The organism is Oerskovia sp. 140933 (assembly GCF_059651515.1).
Map to the genome: position 1 here is coordinate 25656 of NZ_JAMXIO010000011.1, position 16466 is coordinate 42121.

A 16466-nucleotide genomic window follows, 5' to 3' on the forward strand; every position below is an offset into this window, starting at 1 on the left:
CGCTCGGTTCTGTCGGGCCCGTCGGGCTCGTCTGGGCTCGTGCTGGTGAGGCCGTGCGCGGCGCCTTCGACGGCGTCCGGCCCGGTAGCGGACCACCCTAGTACGGGGGGCTGTCGCCCGTGGCGGACGTGCGGTCCGGGTGAACCCTGGACGCCGTACGGAGGGTCGGCCCGACGACCCCTCCGTCAATGGCAAAATGGGGCCATGAAGGTACGTGTGCTTGTGGTCGACGACGACACCGCTCTCGCCGAGATGATCGGCATCGTGCTGCGGTCCGAAGGGTTCGACCCGGTCTTCTGCGCGGACGGGGACCTGGCGCTGGGGGCGTTCCGCAGCTCCCAGCCGGACCTCGTCCTGCTGGACCTGATGCTCCCCGGCAAGGACGGTACGGAGGTGTGCCGCCTGATCCGTGCGGAGTCGGGGGTTCCCATCATCATGCTCACGGCCAAGAGCGACACGGTCGACGTCGTCCTGGGCCTCGAGTCGGGGGCGGACGACTACATCTCCAAGCCGTTCAAGCCCAAGGAGCTCGTGGCGCGCATCCGCGCCCGGCTGCGCCGCTCGGACGAGCCCGCGCCCGAGCACCTCGCGATCGGCGACGTCGAGATCGACGTGACGGGGCACCGGGTCACGCGCGACGGCCGCCCGATCGCGCTGACGCCCCTCGAGTTCGACCTCCTGGTGGCGCTCGCCCGCAAGCCCTGGCAGGTGTTCACGCGCGAGGTCCTCCTCGAGAAGGTCTGGGGCTACCGGCACGCGGCGGACACGCGGCTCGTGAACGTCCACGTGCAGCGGCTGCGGTCCAAGGTCGAGCACGACCCGGAGAACCCGGAGATCGTCCTGACCGTGCGCGGCGTCGGGTACAAGGCGGGCTCGGCGCGCGGGTGAGCGCTCCGTCGCTGCGTGTGCGGGTGGGGCGGTCCTTCCGTCGCGCCCGACGGCGTGTGCGCGCCGCGGTCGGCCGCCTCACCTGGCAGGCCAGGTCGTCGATGCAGCTGCGGGTCGTCGGGACCGCGCTCGTGGTCGGGGTCATCACGGTCGCCGCCCTGGGCGCGTACCTGTCGAGCGAGATGCGCGACGGCCTGTTCGAGCAGCGGCTCGAGCAGATCAACGCGGAGAGCGCCAGCTCGATCCAGCAGGCGCAGAGCCTGTTCACGGCCTCCTTGTCCAAGACCAAGGAGTCCGAGATCCAGACGTTGCTGCTGGACGTCCACAACGCGCTGCGCACGAGCGGCAGCCCCGACCGCAAGATCTTCCTCATGCGCCCCGAGGGTGCGCTCTCGCGGCTCAACGACGTGAGCACCGACAACCAGCTCGCGAGCCTCGTCTCGGACGAGCTCCGGGCCGCGGTCATGGCCAGCGACGGTCGCGAGCTCCAGTCGGTCGCGATCCCGCGCGACCCCTCGGACCCGAGCTCGCCCGTCGACCCTGGCGTCCTCGTGGGGTCGAAGGTCCAGGTGCCGACCGTCGGCGCCTACGAGCTCTACTTCCTGTACTCGCTCGCGCCCGAGCAGGAGACGCTGTCGTTCCTCCAGCGGACCCTGGTCGTGGGTGCGGCCTTCCTCGTGGGCATCCTGGGGCTCATCACCTGGGTCGTGACCCGTCAGGCGGTGCAGCCTGTCCGCAACGCGGCCCGGGTCGCCGAACGGCTCGCGGACGGCCACCTGAGCGAGCGCCTCCCCGTGAAGGGGCACGACGAGCTCGCGACGCTCGCGCGCTCGTTCAACGAGATGGCGGAGAGCCTCCAGCTCCAGATCGGCCGGATGGAGGAGCTGTCGCTCCTGCAGCGTCGCTTCGTGTCGGACGTGTCGCACGAGCTGCGCACGCCGCTCACGACGATCCGGATGGCGGGTGAGGTCCTGCACGCCTCGCGCGACGACTTCGACCCTGCCTCGAGGCGGTCGGCCGAGCTGCTCCAGACGCAGCTCGACCGGTTCGAGGACCTCCTGGCCGACCTGCTGGAGATCAGCCGGTTCGACGCGGGGGCGGCGCAGCTCGACGCCGACCGCCGGGACGTCCGGGACGTGGTCAACGCGGCCGTCGAGCTCGCGGCGCCGCTCGCCGAGCGCAAGGGCGTGTGGCTGTCGGTGCACCTGCCGGAGGAGGCCGTGACCGCCGACGTGGACCCGCGGCGCGTCGAGCGGATCGTCCGCAACCTGGTGGTCAACGCGATCGAGCACGCCGAGGAGAGGCCGGTCGAGATCACGGTCGCCCAGGACCGCTACGCGGTCGCCGTCGTGGTCCGTGACCACGGCGTCGGGATGACGCAGGAGGAGGCGCTGCACGTGTTCGACCGCTTCTGGCGGGCGGACCCGGCGCGCGCCCGCACGACCGGGGGGACAGGGCTCGGCCTCGCGATCTCGCTCGAGGACGCGCACCTGCACGGCGGCTGGCTCGAGGTCTGGGGGCGCCCGGGCCTGGGGGCGGCGTTCCGGCTCACGCTCCCGCTGCGAGCCGGTATCCGGCTCGAGTCCTCCCCGCTGCCGCTGGTGCCCGAGGAACCGACCCGCGGCCGCGGGTCCCGTCCGCCGACAGGGCAGATCGAACGCGTCGAGGACCCGACCGAGGGGACCACCAGCCCTTCCGCGCTGCCCGTCCTGCACGACGGTCACCTCACGTTCGCCCGTCAGGGCGCGGTCGCCGAACGTCCGGACCGGTCCGCCGACCAGCCCGCCGACCGGACGGACGACCGCGCGGTCGACCGGTCCGCCCACGAGGAGCAGCCACGATGACCGAACCACGGCGCAGGAGGCGGTCGGGCGCCCTCGGGGCGGGCACCGTCGCGGCGGCCCTCGCGCTGTCCGGCTGTGCGGCGATCCCGACGTCGGGTCCCGTGTTCCAGGGCGACACCGTGGTCCAGGGCTACAACGCCCCGGGGCTGCGAGCGCGGGGGCCCGTGGCGGGCGACGACCCGCTGAGCATCGTGCAGGGGTTCCTGACGGCGCAGGCGGCGGGCCCGGCCGGCAGCTTCGACGTCGCGCAGGAGTTCCTCACGGGCAAGGCGACGGCGTGGGACTGGGAGTCGCAGGTGCTGGTCTACGACGGGGACCTCGACCTGATGATGGACGAGGAGGCCGTGAAGACGGGCCGGGTCACGGTCACGGGCAGCGCGACGGTGGTCGGGGCGCTGGACAAGCGGGGCGTCTACGCCGAGGACGCCCCCGACGGGGAGGGCACCGTGCCCGTGTCGTTCGGCCTGGTGCGCCAGGGCGACGGGCAGTGGAGGATCGAGACGGTCGAGGACGGGCTGCTGCTCACCGAGAGCGGCTTCCAGGCGGCGTTCCGGCCGACCCGCCTCTACTTCCCGTCGGCCGACCGTGAGGTCCTCGTCCCGGACGACCGGTGGTTCTCCAACCGGACCTGGCAGACGAGCGCCGTCAAGGAGACGCTGGTCGGTCCCGTGGAGTGGCTGCGGGGCGCGACGGCCTCCGTCGTCCCCGAGGGGACCGTGCTGAGCCCCGAGGCCGTGCTGAGCGAGGGCGGGGTGGTCGACGTCCGGCTCACGGACGCGATCTCGCTCGCGACCCCCGAGGACCGCGCGCTGCTCAAGGCGCAGCTCGAGGCGACGCTCTTCGACGCGCTCCCCCTGACGGTCAACCTCTACCGCGGTGAGGACCTGCTGAGCACGCCGACCAGCGGCGTGGTGCTCACCAAGGCCGGCGTGGAGGGGAACGAGATCGTCGCGGCGCAGGGCGAGGTCATGGTGCTCGACGGAGGGGTCGACGACGTCGTCCCGCTCTCCCCGGCGGTCCCGCTCGACGGGATCGCGGCCACGGCCCTGGCGCAGGGCAACGATGCCCGTCCCCTCGTGGTCCGTGACGGCACGAGCAGCATCGTGCGGCTCGCGACGAGGAACCTGCCCGAGGCGCTCCTGCTCACGGGGGAGGACCTCCTCGCTCCGAGCATCGACCGGTTCGGCGGGGTGTGGTCCGGGCCCGGCCGCCAGCTCGGGTCGCTCGAGGTCGTCCGCGCGGACCTGGCGGAGCCGGGCGCCCCGGTCGTGGTGTCGGCCCCCTGGCTGGCGGGGCGCTCGATCCAGTCGATCCGGGTAGCCCACGACGGCGCCCGGATCGCGGTGGTCAGCTCGGACGGGGTCAGCACCAAGGTCGACGTCGCGGGGATCCTGCGCGACGACAAGGACGTCCCGACCGGGCTGTCGGAGCCGTTCCGCGTCGGCGCCCCGATCACCTCGGCCTCGCAGGTCGTGTGGGCCGACGAGACGACGCTCGCGGTCCTGGGGACGGACCGCACGGACACCGCCGTCGCGGTGCACCTCGTCGCGGTGGGCGGCGACACCTCGCGGCTGCCCCCCGTGGCGGAAGCGGTCGCCATCAGCGCGGGCGACGGCGAGCGCTCCGTCCAGGTCCTCACCCAGGACGGCACGCTGTTCGGCAGGAGCCGGTCGGGGGCCGTGTGGGAGAAGCGGATCGAGGGCGTCGCGCTGCCGACGTACCCGGGCTGACCCATCGCCCCGGCGGGCGCTCGGTGGGCCCGTGCACAGGCCTCCGCCCGTGCCCGGCGTCCACACCCCGCGCGTGACGCGGGCCACGGGGTACGGGCCGTCCGGGACCATCGGTGCGTGCAGACCCGCCCGCCCGTCCGCCCGCAGCCACTCCCTCTCCCGCACGCCCGGCTCCGGTCCGCGGCCCGCGCGCCCGCCGTCGCGTGGTCGCGCGCGCTGGCCCGCCTGCTCGTGCCGGTCGAGTGCCCCGGCTGCGGCATGGCCGACGTGTCGCTGTGCTCCGCGTGCGCTCGCACCCTGACGGGGGCTCCGACCCGTTGCGAGGCCGACGCGCCGCGGCTCGACCGGATGGACGGGAGCCCGTCGCTGCCCGTGTGGGCGTCGGCCCCGTACGCCGGGCCGCTGCGTGGTCTGGTCGTGGCGTGGAAGGACAAGGGGCGCCTCGATCTCGCGACCGACCTCGAGGGAGCCGCGTACCGCGCGGGCCGCGACCTCGCGCCCTGGGTGCATGCCGCCGTCGGGCCGGTGCGTGGCGCGACGGGTGGGCGCGCGCGGGTGCTCGTGGTGCCCGCGCCGTCGTCGTCCGCGGCGCGGCGCGCCCGGGGGCGCGAGCCGGTCCGCGGCCTCGCGCGGGCGGTCGCACGCGGCCTCGTCGACGGCGGGGTCGACGCCGTCCCCGCGCCCGTCCTGGCGCAGCGCGGACGGGACCAGGTAGGGCTCGGGTCGAGGCGTCGGGGAGCCCGTCTCGGGGCCGTCCGCCTCGCCCGCAGCGTCCGGTCCGGGGCCCCGGGCCGGGGCCGGACACGCCGCCCCGGGCCCGGCGTCCCGTGCCTCCTGGTCGACGACGTCCTGACGACCGGGGCGACCCTGGCGTCGTGCCGACGGGTCCTGGAGGAGGCCGGCGCGCGGGTCCTGGGGGCGTTCGTGCTCGCCGCGACACCCCCTCCGCGACGACACGCCGCGGCGCGCCAAGTTCATCTGTCATAGATGCTGCCTTTACCTCCCCGCAGGGTTAACCTGGGGACCAGTCGTCACGGGGAACGGTTGGTAGGGGACCCGTGCGGCCACAGAGCGATCGACCCGAGGCTAGGTCCTCGGGCAAGGAGGTGATAGGTACTCCGGATCCCCCTCGGGGGAACCAGACCCAGGACCACACGGGACGCTCTGGAGAACCGGGAGCGTCCGAGACCCTTTGCGGAGGCTCACATGGAGATCGTTGTCGTCGGCAGGCACACGGAAGTGGCTGACCGCTTCCGCCGACACGTGGAAGAAAAGCTCGCGAAGTTCGAGCAGCTCGCACCGACCGCCCAGCGGATCGACGTCGAGGTCACCCACGAGAACAACCCACGACTGTCCGAGGTGCGTGAGAGGGTCGAGCTGACCGTCCGCGCCAAGGGACCCGTCGTCCGCGCCGAAGCGGCAGCCGACGACCGGTTCGGGGCACTCGATCTGGCCATGAACAAGCTTCAGGAGAGGTTGCGGCGCGTCAGCGACCGTCGCAAGAACCACCGCAACAACAACCCGCAGCCGCCCGTCGACGTCCGGCCGTTCATCCCGGAGGACAAGCACACCGAGCCTGCGCCGGAGCACCCGGCCGCACCGGGCGACGCGGTCGAGACCCAGCTCGGCGACTCGCCCGTCGTGATCCGTCAGAAGCTCCACTCCGCAGAGCCCATGACGATCGACGACGCCCTCTACGAGATGGAGATGGTGGGCCACGACTTCTACCTCTTCGTCGACGTGGAGACGGCGCGCCCCTCGGTCGCCTACCGGCGCCGCGGCTGGAGCTACGGTGTCATCGCGCTCGACACGTCGTGCGCGGGCGGCATGAAGGCCGCCGCCGAGGCGAGCTGATCGCCGCAGACAGCTGACCCGACGGGGTGGCGTCGCCGACCAGGCGGCGCCACCCCGTCGGCGCGTCCGGAGCCTGCGCCGGGGGCCTCAGTCCGCCCGGCGCCGCTTGGAGAGGCCCGCCGTGGGGCGACGGATGATGTCCTCGTCGCCTGCCTCCCGCGGCACGAGGTGGAAGCCGTCCGGCGTCTGTGCGTCGTAGAGCACGACCGCGTCGCGCGAGGTCAGGTCCCGGCGCCAGGAGTCGAGGCGCCGGGCGTCCTCCGGGCCGAGCGGGGCCCCGGCGCGGCGCCGGGCCTCGAAGCGGAGCATCATGAGGGGGTAGGCCCAGCGGTGCGCCACGTCGACGGACCAGGGGATGAGCTGGTCGTCACGGACGATGCGACGGGAGAGCCCCCGTCGCCGACGGAAGTTCGACCACATGGACAGGGTGGTCTCCACGTCGTACTTCCTGAGGTACTCCTCGACGATCCACGCGTACGTGCGCCCTTCCTCGATCCATCGGACGGCTTCGGCTTCATCGCGAATCTTGGACACGGCGGGCACAGGAGGCTCCAGAGGCTCGATGGATCGGGTATTTCATCCCATTTTGCCCCATCGCCGCGCGTGTCGGAGGCACGGTGCAGGATGGGTCCCGTGAAGACCGAGTCGATGTCGCTCGCCCAGGCCCGTCGTGTCGCCCTCGCCGCGCAGGGCCTGCACACCCCACGGCCCGACGCCGGCGCCTCGCCCCGGCAGGTCACGCTGCGGCACGTGCAGCGCACCGTGGACCGGCTGGGGCTGCTCCAGATCGACTCGGTCAACGTCCTGGCGCGGGCGCACCTCGTCCCGCTGTACTCACGGCTGGGCCCGTACGACGTGTCGCTGCTCGACCGCGCCGCAGGTCGCTCTCCCCGCCGCCTGGTCGAGTACTGGGCGCACGTCGCGTCCTACGTCCCACCCGAGACGTACCGGCTCCTCGAGTGGCGCCAGCGCGCGTACCGCACGGAAGCGTGGGGTGCGATCAGCGGGGTCGAGGCCTCGCACTCGGCCGTGGTGACCCGCGTGCGGGAGATCGTGGCCGAGCGCGGCCCCGTCACGGCCAGCGAGGTCCACGCGATCCTCGAGGACCAGGGCATGGGGGAGTCGCGCAGCACCACCGAGTGGGGCTGGAACTGGTCACTCGCCAAGCGCGCCCTCGAGCTCCTCTTCTTCACGGGCGAGATCACGGCCGCACGGCGCAACGCCGCGTTCGAGCGCTGCTACGACCTGACCGAGCGCGTCCTGCCGCCTGCGGTCCTCGCCGCCCCGGCCGTGAGCGACGCGGACGCCGTCCGCCGACTGCTCGAGATCGGGGCACGGGCGCACGGGGTCGGGACCCTGCGCTGCTTCCAGGACTACTTCCGCCTCAAGGGGCCCGCCCCGCGCCGCGCGCTGGCCGAGCTGGTCGAGGACGGGGTGCTGCGCCCGGTCGAGGTCCGCGGGTGGGGCGAGGCCACCTACCTGCACCGGGACGCCGCGCTACCGCGTCACGCCCGGGGACGCGCGCTGCTCAGCCCGTTCGACCCCCTCGTGTTCGAGCGCACGCGCCTCGAACGGCTCTTCGGGACGCACTACCGCATCGAGATCTACGTGCCCGCCGCCCAGCGCGTCCACGGGTACTACGTCCTGCCGTTCCTCCAGGGGGACCGCATCACCGCGAAGGTGGACCTCAAGGCAGACCGCCGCGCCGGGCTGCTGCGCGTCCTGTCGGCGCACCGCGAGGAGCACGCCGACGCCGACACCGCGGCGGCGCTCGCGGCCGAGCTCCGCCTCATGGCGACGTGGCTCGGGATGGCGGACGTCGTCGTCGGGCCCGCGGGGGACCTCGCGCCGGCGCTCGCGGCCGAGGTCGGACGCGTGGACGTCCCGGCGGTCGGGTAGTCGCCCCGCCGGTCAGGTTTCGCCGCAGAGCGAAACCACCGCTACCGGACAGAAGCCCTTCCACCTGCTGGACTCGCCTACGATGGTCTGTGGTGTGATCCAGCCGACTGCCGAACGGTGGTCGCTGCGCATTCGCCCCGGACCGTCCGGCCCGGGGGCGCGATCGATACGGGAGTACTGCGTGCCTGCGATCCTCGAGAAGGTCCTGCGTTTCGGCGAGGGCCGGATCCTGAAGAAGTTGTCCGGCCTGGCTGACCAGGTCAACAAGCTGGAGCCCAGCTTCGAGGACCTCACCGACGAGGAGCTGCGCGAGGAGACCGACCGTTTCAAGGAACGGCTCGCCAACGGCGCCACGCTCGACGAGCTCCTCCCGGAAGCCTTCGCCGCGGTCCGCGAGGCGGCCCGTCGCACCCTGGGGCAGCGCGCCTACGACGTGCAGCTCATGGGTGGCGCGGCCCTGCACATGGGCAACATCGCCGAGATGAAGACCGGTGAGGGCAAGACCCTCGTCGGCACCTTCCCGGCGTACCTCAACGCGCTGACCGGCAAGGGCGTCCACGTCGTCACCGTCAACGACTACCTCGCGAAGTACCAGAGCGACCTGATGGGCCGCGTCTTCCGCGCCCTCGGCCTCACGACGGGCTGCATCATCTCGGGGCAGACCCCCGCGGTGCGCCGCGAGCAGTACGCCGCGGACATCACCTACGGGACCAACAACGAGTTCGGGTTCGACTACCTCCGCGACAACATGGCGTGGAGCACCGACGACCTGGTCCAGCGCGGTCACAACTTCGCGATCGTCGACGAGGTCGACTCGATCCTCATCGACGAGGCGCGGACGCCGCTCATCATCTCCGGCCCCGCCTCGGGGGACGCCAACCGCTGGTACGGCGAGTTCGCCAAGGTGGTACGTCGCCTCTCGAAGGACACCGACTACGAGGTCGACGAGAAGAAGCGCACCATCGGCGTGCTCGAGCCCGGTATCGCGAAGGTCGAGGACTACCTCGGCATCGACAACCTGTACGAGTCGCTCAACACGCCGCTCATCGGGTTCCTCAACAACGCGATCAAGGCCAAGGAGCTCTTCAAGCGCGACAAGGACTACGTCGTGCTCAACGGCGAGGTCATGATCGTCGACGAGCACACGGGCCGTATCCTCGCGGGCCGTCGCTACAACGAGGGCATGCACCAGGCCATCGAGGCCAAGGAGGGCGTGCAGATCAAGGCCGAGAACCAGACGCTCGCCACGATCACGCTCCAGAACTACTTCCGTCTGTACGACAAGATCTCCGGGATGACCGGTACGGCCGACACCGAGGCCGCCGAGTTCCAGGGCACGTACAAGCTGGGCGTCGTCCCCATCCCCACGAACCGCAAGATGCAGCGCGTGGACCAGCCTGACCTCGTCTACAAGAACGAGGAGGGCAAGTTCGACGCCGTCGTCGCGGACATCGTCGAGCGCCACGCCGAGGGGCAGCCGGTGCTGGTCGGCACCACGAGCGTCGAGAAGTCCGAGCTCCTGTCCGCCAAGCTCAAGAAGCAGGGCGTCCCGCACGAGGTCCTCAACGCCAAGCAGCACGAACGCGAGGCCGCGATCGTCGCCCAGGCGGGCCGCAAGGGCGCCGTGACGGTCGCGACCAACATGGCCGGCCGTGGCACCGACATCATGCTCGGTGGCAACGCCGAGTTCATGGCCGTCGCCGACCTCGCTGCGCGCGGCCTGGACGCCACGGAGAACCCCGAGGAGTACGAGGCCGCGTGGCCCGAGGCCGTCGAGCGTGCCAAGGCCGCCGTCGCGGCCGAGCACGACGAGGTCACCGAGCTCGGCGGGCTGTACGTGCTGGGCACCGAGCGGCACGAGTCGCGACGCATCGACAACCAGCTCCGTGGCCGGTCCGGTCGTCAGGGCGACCCGGGCGAGTCCCGGTTCTACCTGTCGATGCAGGACGACCTGATGCGCCTGTTCAACTCGACGCTCGCCGAGAGCATGATGAACCGCGCGGGCTTCCCCGACGACGTGCCGCTCGAGTCCAAGATCGTCACGCGCGGCATCGCGAGCGCGCAGGGCCAGGTCGAGGCCCGCAACTTCGAGATCCGCAAGAACGTCCTCAAGTACGACGACGTCCTCTCGCGTCAGCGCACCGTCATCTACGACGAGCGTCGCCGCGTGCTGCAGGGCGAGGACATGCAGGAGCAGGTCCAGCACTTCATCACGGACGTCATCACGGCGTACGTCGACGGCGCCACGTCCGAGGGCAACCCGGAGCACTGGGACCTCGAGGGACTGTGGACGGCGCTGCGCGCGGTCTACCCGGTCTCGATCGAGGTGGACGAGGTCCTCGAGCAGGCCGGGGGAGCGACGCGACTGACGCGTGAGCTGATCCTCGAGGAGATCCTGTCCGACGCCCGCGTGGCCTACCAGGAGCGCGAGGCGTCCCTGGGCAGCTCGAACATGCGCCAGCTCGAGCGCCGCGTGGTGCTCTCGGTGCTGGACCGCAAGTGGCGTGAGCACCTCTACGAGATGGACTACCTCAAGGAGGGCATCGGACTGCGCGCCATGGCGCAGCGCGACCCCCTGGTCGAGTACCAGCGCGAGGGCTTCCAGCTCTTCCAGGCCATGACCGAGGCCATCAAGGAGGAGTCGGTCGGCTTCCTGTTCAACCTCGAGGTCAAGGTCGCCGAGCCCGGGGAGTCGCCGGTCAACCCGGTGTCCGCAGCCGCTGCCGCGCAGTCGGTGGCCGGTCAGGCGTTCGGCGGCACGGCGGGTGCTGCGGGGGCCGCTGCCGCTGCGGGCGCTGCGGCCAAGGCCGCGGCGGACGCCAAGGCTGCTGCCGAGGTCCAGGCCGCCGCGCAGGCGCAGACCGACGCCGTCCAGGACGAGCCCGTCGAGGACGAGCTCGTGGACGCACCGGTCGCTCCTGCCCCGAGGGCCGAGCCGACGCTCATCGCCAAGGGCCTCGACGGCCCCGGCGAGCAGGTGCCGCTGCAGTACACGGCGCCGAGCGACGACGGCTCGGGCCAGGCCGTGGTCTCGGGTGACGGTTCGCGCCGCGCCCGCCGCGCCCTGCACGGCGAGGCGACCGCGGTCGAGGGCGACGGGCGCACGTTCCCCGGCACGCCCCGCAACGCCAAGTGCCCCTGCGGCTCGGGCAAGAAGTACAAGCTCTGCCACGGGCTGAACGAAGAGCAGTAACCCTCCCCGAGGGGCACCCGCGAGCGGCGGTCAGCCGATCTCGAGGACCACGACGCGCCACACGCCGCGTCGGGCCTCGAGTCGGAGGGCCGCCGCTCGCACTCTGTCCATGTCCTCCAGGACGACCGTGGCCTCAGCCGTGGTGTCCCCGAGGCGCACGAGGCGGGCCCGGCGGATCGCGACGGGACGCGCGGCGCCGGTCGGCGCCGTCGTTCCCTGCATGAGCAGCGCGCGTCGCCCCAGCGCGTCGAACACGTCCGGGGCCAGCCACCGCTGGAGCTGCCCCACCGGCCGTTCTCCCCGCAGGACCTCGACCGCCGCCCGGACGACCGAGCAGCAGATCGACGTCGGGTCCGGCAGCGGCAGGTCCACGGCCGCCGACACCGGGCGGCCGTCGTGGGCGAGGTCCTCCGTGACGGGGAACTGCGGTGCGCGACCGAACGTGAGGACACGCGGAGCACGCGGCACGGCACGAGGGAGCGTGGCCGGGGTCGCGAGGAGCGGAGCGGCGCCGGAACGGATCGGTCGGGCGTGGTGGCGGACGGTGCTGGTCGACATGACGTCTCCTGGGTTCGGCGAGGGCCGGTGCGTCGTGGGACGACCGGTCGGACGGTGTACGGCGTTCTTGGTGCGGCAGAAGGTGCCTCAGGCCGGTGCTGAGGTGGTCAGAGGGTGCGAGGAGCGACCAGGACCTGACCCGGCCTGATGAGGTCCGGGTCCTGCCCGATGACCTCCGCGTTCGCCGCGAACCAGCGCTGCCACTCGACGGCGATCTGCTCGTCGGTCGCCCCCTGCCCGAGGGACCGCGCGGCGAGCGACCAGAGGGAGTCTCCGCGCAGGACCACGACCGAGACGGTCGACGCTGCGCTCTCCGTGGCCACGGACGCCCCGAGGGTGGGCGCGGCCCCCGGGCCGGGCCGAGGCGCCGCGGGCTGAGGAGGCAGCGTGCGCTGCTCTGCTCCCAGGAGCCCGTCCAGCGGGACGTGCACCGACTCCGGGCTCGCCCCCGCAGGGGGCTGGCTCGTCGTGGGAGTCTCGACCGCCGGCGGGGCCGGGGGCGTGGCGCGGTCGGCCTGCTCGGTCTGCGCGGAGCGCTGCCCGGAGTCGTCGACGCGCGCCGCGCCCGTGCTCGGCGCCGCTCCCTGCGGCACCGGAACCGGCGCCGGGACCTGCGGCGGGGAGGGATGCCCGGTGTCCTGGACCGCAGGCGGGGCCGCGGGGCTCTCGGGGGCTGCGAGGCCGGGGGCGACGTCCGACGGGCCGGGGCCGGGAGGTTCGACGCTGGTCCGGTCGGACGGGCCCTGCGCGGTGGTCTGCCAGCCGAGGTCGACGACGGCCGGGCCCACGCGTGCGGAGTCGGCGGGCGGCTCGACCTCTGCCGCGTGCGCACTCCCCCCTCCGAGAGTCAGCCCGGTCCCGATCGAGACCGCGACGCCTGCGCTGGCCAGGCGTCGTACGACCGACGGGGCGTGCCGCAGGACGAGCTGCTCGCCGGCCGACCACCGGCGTCCTGCGGCGCGGGCGAGCACGCACGACGCGGCGAGCATCGAGGTGACCGCCACCCAGGTCGCGAGGAGCGCCCCTGCCCCGACGAGCGGCACCTCCAGGTAGGTCTCGAACCGTGGGCTCGGGAGATCGGCGAGGAGGTCCAGGGTGCGCAGCGTGAGGACGGCGGCGATGCCGCCGGTGGCTGCTGCCATCCCCAGGAGCGCGGCCAGCCGGGGCAGGCGCCGTGGGTCCCGGGGTGGTCGGGACGGGGCGGACCGTGGGTGCTGCGCCATGCTTCCCCCTGAAGATGGTCGACGACGTCTGCTCCGTCCTCGGAACGATCATCGCGTTTGATGCAGTTTGATGGTTCTACATCAAACTGCATCCTTCTGGTGTTGTCCAGAGGTGGCTCGCGGTGCGGACACCTCTGGACGAAACCCCCGGGCGAGCCGCTACCGTGTGGGCGTGCGCTGGGACCTGCTGTTCGCCGACCTCGTGGCGCAGCTCGATGCCGCGGACCTCCCGGCGGACGCCCACGCGCTCGCAGACCTCACGCGCGCCGAGCAGGCCACCGTCCACCTCACGGACCGGCTGCGAGCGAGCCTCGGGCGGCAGGTCGGCCTCGGGCTCGTCGACGGCTCACGCCTGACGGGGAGCGTCCGGGACGTCGGCGTCGACTGGCTCCTCGTGGGGGAGGGGGTGCGTCAGCACGCGGTGCCGCTCCAGGCGATCACCACGCTCGACGGGCTCTCGCCGCACGCCGTCCCGGCGCCCGCCGGGACGCGGGCAGGACGAGGGCTGCCCACCCTCCTGAGGGCTCTCATGCGAGACCGGGTCGTCGTCCAGGTGCACACCCTCGCGGGGCAGGCCGTCGGGCGTGTCGGCCGCGTCGGCAAGGATCACGTGGACGTCGAGCTCGTCGCGGGAGGGGCGCGTGCGAGTCAGGTGGTCCCCTTCTCCGCCCTGGTGTGCGTGAGCGAGACCTAGGCCGAGGGCGCGGAGGGGGCGAACGGGTGCGGGGGGAATCAGGGAACGTCGCGAGGTCACGCGCGCCCGGGGCCGGACGCGCCCGCGTGCGGACCGTGCGTCCTGCTCAGGACTCGAAGTCTCCTGCGTCGATGCGGGTCCGCGTCTGCTCGTACATGCGCAGGATGTACTCCTCGAGCTCTCGCGCCTCGACCCGCCACTGGCCTCTGCCGCCCACCTGTATCGCCGGCAGGTCGCCGCTGCGTACGAGTGCGTATGCCTGCGCCGCGGAGATGTTGAGCTCCTCGGTGACGTCCGCGAGGGTCAGGAAGCGCTGTGCCATGGCCCCAGTCTTTCACGGAGCCGCACACCGACCTGCTTGTCCACAGGCGCCGGGCCCACGGCCCACGCGCGGTGCTCCGGGTCGGCATGATGGCCTCCGGAACCGCCCGTCGGCGCACCGGCGAACCTCGCGCCCGCCCTCCTCCCACGACGAAACGGACACTCATGACGAGCACGACCGACCGGCTGCCGACCCCGACCGTGGCGCGCCTGCGACGACCGGGGTGGCGCGACCCGCGCCTGATCCTCGGTCTCGTGCTCGTCGCGGCCTCGGTCGCGCTGGGGTCCTGGGCGGTGTCGTCGGCCGGCCGGACGGTCGCCGTCTACGCCGCGTCCGGCCCGCTGACCCCGGGGGAGACGGTCGACGCGAGCAGCCTCAGGACGGTCGAGGTGCGGCTCGGCTCCGGAGACGGGAAGTACTTCCTCGCGAGCAGGCCCCTGCCCGACGGCCTGGTCGCGCTCCGCGTGGTGGGGGACGGTGAGCTGGTGGCCCGCAGCGCGGTCGGCACCGCCGCCGAGCTCGACACCCGCGCCGTGGCGATCCAGGTGGCCGGAGGGTTGTCGGACCGGGTCACGGACGGTGCGCTCGTCGACGTCTGGTTCGTGCCGACGAGCGACGGAGGAACGGTGGTGCGGACGGGCAAGGACGCGAAGGGCGGCGCGTCGGCCGACCCGCGCGAGCTCGCGACGCAGGTCGTGGTCGCCCAGGTCTCCGCCGCCGACGGTCCGTTGGTCTCGGGCGGCGGGACCACGCTCCACGTCCTCGTGCCCACGGACGTGCTCCCGGGCGTCCTCGCCGCCCTGGCCGCCGACGGCGAGATCGCGGTCGTGCCCGTCGCCGGGGGAGCCGCATGACGGCCGACTCGACGACTCCCCTCGCGTCCGTCCTGTGCGCGGTGCGGGGCAGCGGTGAGACGGCCGTCGTCACGGCCCTGACCATGCCGGGTTCAGGGGTCGCGGTGGCACGCCGCTGCGCCGATCTCACGGAGCTCCTGGCAGCGGCGGGTGCGGGCGCCGGGACGGCCGCGGTCATCTCCGGCGACCTGCCCGGGATCGACCGGGAGTCGGTCGCGCACCTGCACGGGTGCGGGGTGCGGGTCGTCGCGCTCGCCGAGGGGCAGGCCTGGCTCGGCGACAGGCTCCGCGCGATCGGCGTGGACGTCGTCCTCGACGAGGACACCCCGACCACGGTCCTGGTCGCGACCGTGCGCGACGAGGCGCACGGTCGTGGACGGGGCGCGGGGGCCGACGCGCCTCCGCCGGGGGACGGCACGGGCAGGGCGAGCGACGCCGACCAGCAGGGGAGCGCACCGCGGTCGGGGAAGGTGCTCGCGGTCTGGGGGCCGACGGGCGCCCCCGGACGGACGACCCTCGCCGTGAACCTCGCGGCCGAGCTGGCCGGGGTCGGCGACGGTCGTGGACGGCGCGGCGCGCGCCGTCGTCGACACGGACGGTACTCGCCGTCGGGCAGGAGCAGCGCGAGCACCGACGAGGTCCTCCTGGTGGACGCCGACACGTACGCGGGCTCGGTGGCGCAGCACCTCGGTCTGCTCGACGAGTCGCCCGGCCTCGCCGCAGCCACCCGGAGCGCCGGCCAGGGCGCCCTCGACCTCGCCGGCCTGGCGCGTCTCGCCCCGGTCGTCGCGCCACGGCTTCGTGTGCTGACCGGCATCTCCCGGGCTGCCCGGTGGCCCGAGCTCCCGGCGACGTCCCTCGACGCCGTCTGGGAGGTCGGCCGTGCGCTCGCGGACTGGACCGTGATCGACTGCGGGTTCGCGCTCGAGCAGGACGAGCTGCTGTCGTACGACACGCGTGCTCCCCAGCGCAACGGGGCGACGCTCAGCGCGCTCGCCGCGGCCGACGTCGTGCTGGTCGTGGGCGGGGCGGACCCGGTGGGGATCCAACGTCTCGTCCGTGGCCTGGGAGACCTCGCCGACGCGGGTGCGACGACCGGCGCGACGCGTCTCGTGGTCGCCAACCGCGTGCGGTCCTCCGCGGCCGGGCCACGTCCCGAGGCCGCGGTCCGCGACGCGCTGGGACGGTACGGCGGGGTCGTCGACGTCCACGTCCTCCCGGAGGACCGGGCGACCCTCGACGGGGCCCTCCTCGCCGGCAGGACGCTCGCCGAGCACGCGCCCGAGAGCCCGGTCCGGCGCGCCCTCGTCGACCTCGCCGACCGGGTCCGGGCGGCGGTCGGGGACCCCGGGGGCACGGTCGCGCCGGGCGGACCACGCGAACGCGTCCCGGAACCGGCACACTGAT

Annotated in this window: 14 protein-coding genes; 10 read left to right on the top strand and 4 right to left on the bottom strand. The window is 73.3% G+C overall.

The window, feature by feature from the left end; genetic code table 11:
• Positions 1-204: 204 nt before the first annotated feature.
• From mtrA to hpf, 5 genes are all read left to right on the top strand, one after another.
• A complete protein-coding gene (mtrA, locus tag NHG27_RS07870; RefSeq protein ID WP_193719979.1) occupies positions 205-888 on the top strand; it encodes an MtrAB system response regulator MtrA in 684 nt (227 codons plus the stop codon).
• A 101-nt stretch (positions 889-989) separates the two neighbouring features.
• Positions 990-2732: an MtrAB system histidine kinase MtrB gene (mtrB, locus tag NHG27_RS07875; RefSeq protein WP_497015757.1), complete on the top strand. Its 1743-nt coding sequence runs from the start codon at positions 990-992 to the stop codon at positions 2730-2732.
• Positions 2729-4462, top strand: coding sequence for an LpqB family beta-propeller domain-containing protein (locus NHG27_RS07880; RefSeq protein ID WP_497015664.1), 1734 nt, complete (start codon positions 2729-2731; stop codon positions 4460-4462). The genes mtrB and NHG27_RS07880 overlap by 4 nt, the downstream gene beginning before the upstream one ends.
• 117 nt (positions 4463-4579) lie before the next feature.
• Entirely contained in the window at positions 4580-5449 is an 870-nt protein-coding gene (locus NHG27_RS07885; RefSeq protein WP_497015666.1) for a ComF family protein, read from the top strand.
• A 219-nt stretch (positions 5450-5668) separates the two neighbouring features.
• Complete coding sequence (gene hpf / locus NHG27_RS07890) at positions 5669-6316, top strand: ribosome hibernation-promoting factor, HPF/YfiA family (RefSeq protein WP_193719981.1); 648 nt, start codon at positions 5669-5671, stop codon at positions 6314-6316.
• A gap of 87 nt (positions 6317-6403) precedes the next feature.
• Here hpf and NHG27_RS07895 read toward each other — a convergent pair whose 3' ends face one another.
• Positions 6404-6850 (bottom strand): hypothetical protein, encoded by a 447-nt coding sequence (locus NHG27_RS07895; protein ID WP_497015669.1) that lies wholly within the window; start codon positions 6848-6850, stop codon positions 6404-6406.
• 90 nt (positions 6851-6940) lie between these two features.
• Here NHG27_RS07895 and NHG27_RS07900 point away from each other — a divergent pair, with 90 nt between their 5' ends.
• Complete coding sequence (locus tag NHG27_RS07900) at positions 6941-8215, top strand: winged helix-turn-helix domain-containing protein (RefSeq protein WP_497015673.1); 1275 nt, start codon at positions 6941-6943, stop codon at positions 8213-8215.
• A 181-nt stretch (positions 8216-8396) separates the two neighbouring features.
• A complete protein-coding gene (gene secA / locus NHG27_RS07905; RefSeq protein ID WP_497015676.1) occupies positions 8397-11408 on the top strand; it encodes a preprotein translocase subunit SecA in 3012 nt (1003 codons plus the stop codon).
• A 30-nt stretch (positions 11409-11438) separates the two neighbouring features.
• Here the strand turns inward: secA and NHG27_RS07910 are convergent, their stop codons facing one another.
• Both NHG27_RS07910 and NHG27_RS07915 read right to left on the bottom strand, forming a co-directional pair.
• Entirely contained in the window at positions 11439-11966 is a 528-nt protein-coding gene (locus tag NHG27_RS07910; RefSeq protein WP_497015678.1) for an Rv3235 family protein, read from the bottom strand.
• A 107-nt stretch (positions 11967-12073) separates the two neighbouring features.
• The gene (locus NHG27_RS07915; protein ID WP_497015680.1) at positions 12074-13108 is read right to left on the bottom strand and encodes a LysM peptidoglycan-binding domain-containing protein; all 1035 of its coding nucleotides are present in this window, start codon (positions 13106-13108) and stop codon (positions 12074-12076) included.
• A gap of 253 nt (positions 13109-13361) precedes the next feature.
• Between NHG27_RS07915 and NHG27_RS07920 the strand changes: the two genes are divergently transcribed.
• Positions 13362-13883, top strand: coding sequence for a hypothetical protein (locus NHG27_RS07920; RefSeq protein WP_497015681.1), 522 nt, complete (start codon positions 13362-13364; stop codon positions 13881-13883).
• 106 nt (positions 13884-13989) lie between these two features.
• Here NHG27_RS07920 and NHG27_RS07925 read toward each other — a convergent pair whose 3' ends face one another.
• Positions 13990-14205, bottom strand: a complete 216-nt coding sequence (locus NHG27_RS07925; protein ID WP_497015682.1) for a helix-turn-helix domain-containing protein — start codon at positions 14203-14205, stop codon at positions 13990-13992.
• A gap of 164 nt (positions 14206-14369) precedes the next feature.
• On the opposite strand from NHG27_RS07925, the gene NHG27_RS07930 reads away from it, so the two are divergent.
• Together NHG27_RS07930 and NHG27_RS07935 are read left to right on the top strand one after the other, a co-directional pair.
• Positions 14370-15059, top strand: coding sequence for a hypothetical protein (locus NHG27_RS07930; RefSeq protein ID WP_497015683.1), 690 nt, complete (start codon positions 14370-14372; stop codon positions 15057-15059).
• Entirely contained in the window at positions 15056-16465 is a 1410-nt protein-coding gene (locus tag NHG27_RS07935; RefSeq protein WP_497015684.1) for a CpaE/TadZ family protein, read from the top strand. Before NHG27_RS07930 ends, NHG27_RS07935 begins: the two co-directional genes overlap by 4 nt.
• The last annotated feature ends 1 nt before the right edge of the window (position 16466 follow it).

Coding starts and splice junctions, on each gene's coding strand:
- NHG27_RS07910 (WP_497015678.1), bottom strand. CDS start 11,966: ATGTCGACCAGCACCGTCCGCCACCACGCCCGACCGATCCGTTCCGGC.
- hpf (WP_193719981.1), top strand. CDS start 5,669: ATGGAGATCGTTGTCGTCGGCAGGCACACGGAAGTGGCTGACCGCTTC.
- NHG27_RS07925 (WP_497015682.1), bottom strand. CDS start 14,205: ATGGCACAGCGCTTCCTGACCCTCGCGGACGTCACCGAGGAGCTCAAC.
- NHG27_RS07935 (WP_497015684.1), top strand. CDS start 15,056: ATGACGGCCGACTCGACGACTCCCCTCGCGTCCGTCCTGTGCGCGGTG.
- mtrB (WP_497015757.1), top strand. CDS start 990: ATGCAGCTGCGGGTCGTCGGGACCGCGCTCGTGGTCGGGGTCATCACG.
- NHG27_RS07880 (WP_497015664.1), top strand. CDS start 2,729: ATGACCGAACCACGGCGCAGGAGGCGGTCGGGCGCCCTCGGGGCGGGC.
- NHG27_RS07930 (WP_497015683.1), top strand. CDS start 14,370: ATGACGAGCACGACCGACCGGCTGCCGACCCCGACCGTGGCGCGCCTG.
- NHG27_RS07915 (WP_497015680.1), bottom strand. CDS start 13,108: ATGGCAGCAGCCACCGGCGGCATCGCCGCCGTCCTCACGCTGCGCACC.
- NHG27_RS07900 (WP_497015673.1), top strand. CDS start 6,941: ATGGGTCCCGTGAAGACCGAGTCGATGTCGCTCGCCCAGGCCCGTCGT.
- mtrA (WP_193719979.1), top strand. CDS start 205: ATGAAGGTACGTGTGCTTGTGGTCGACGACGACACCGCTCTCGCCGAG.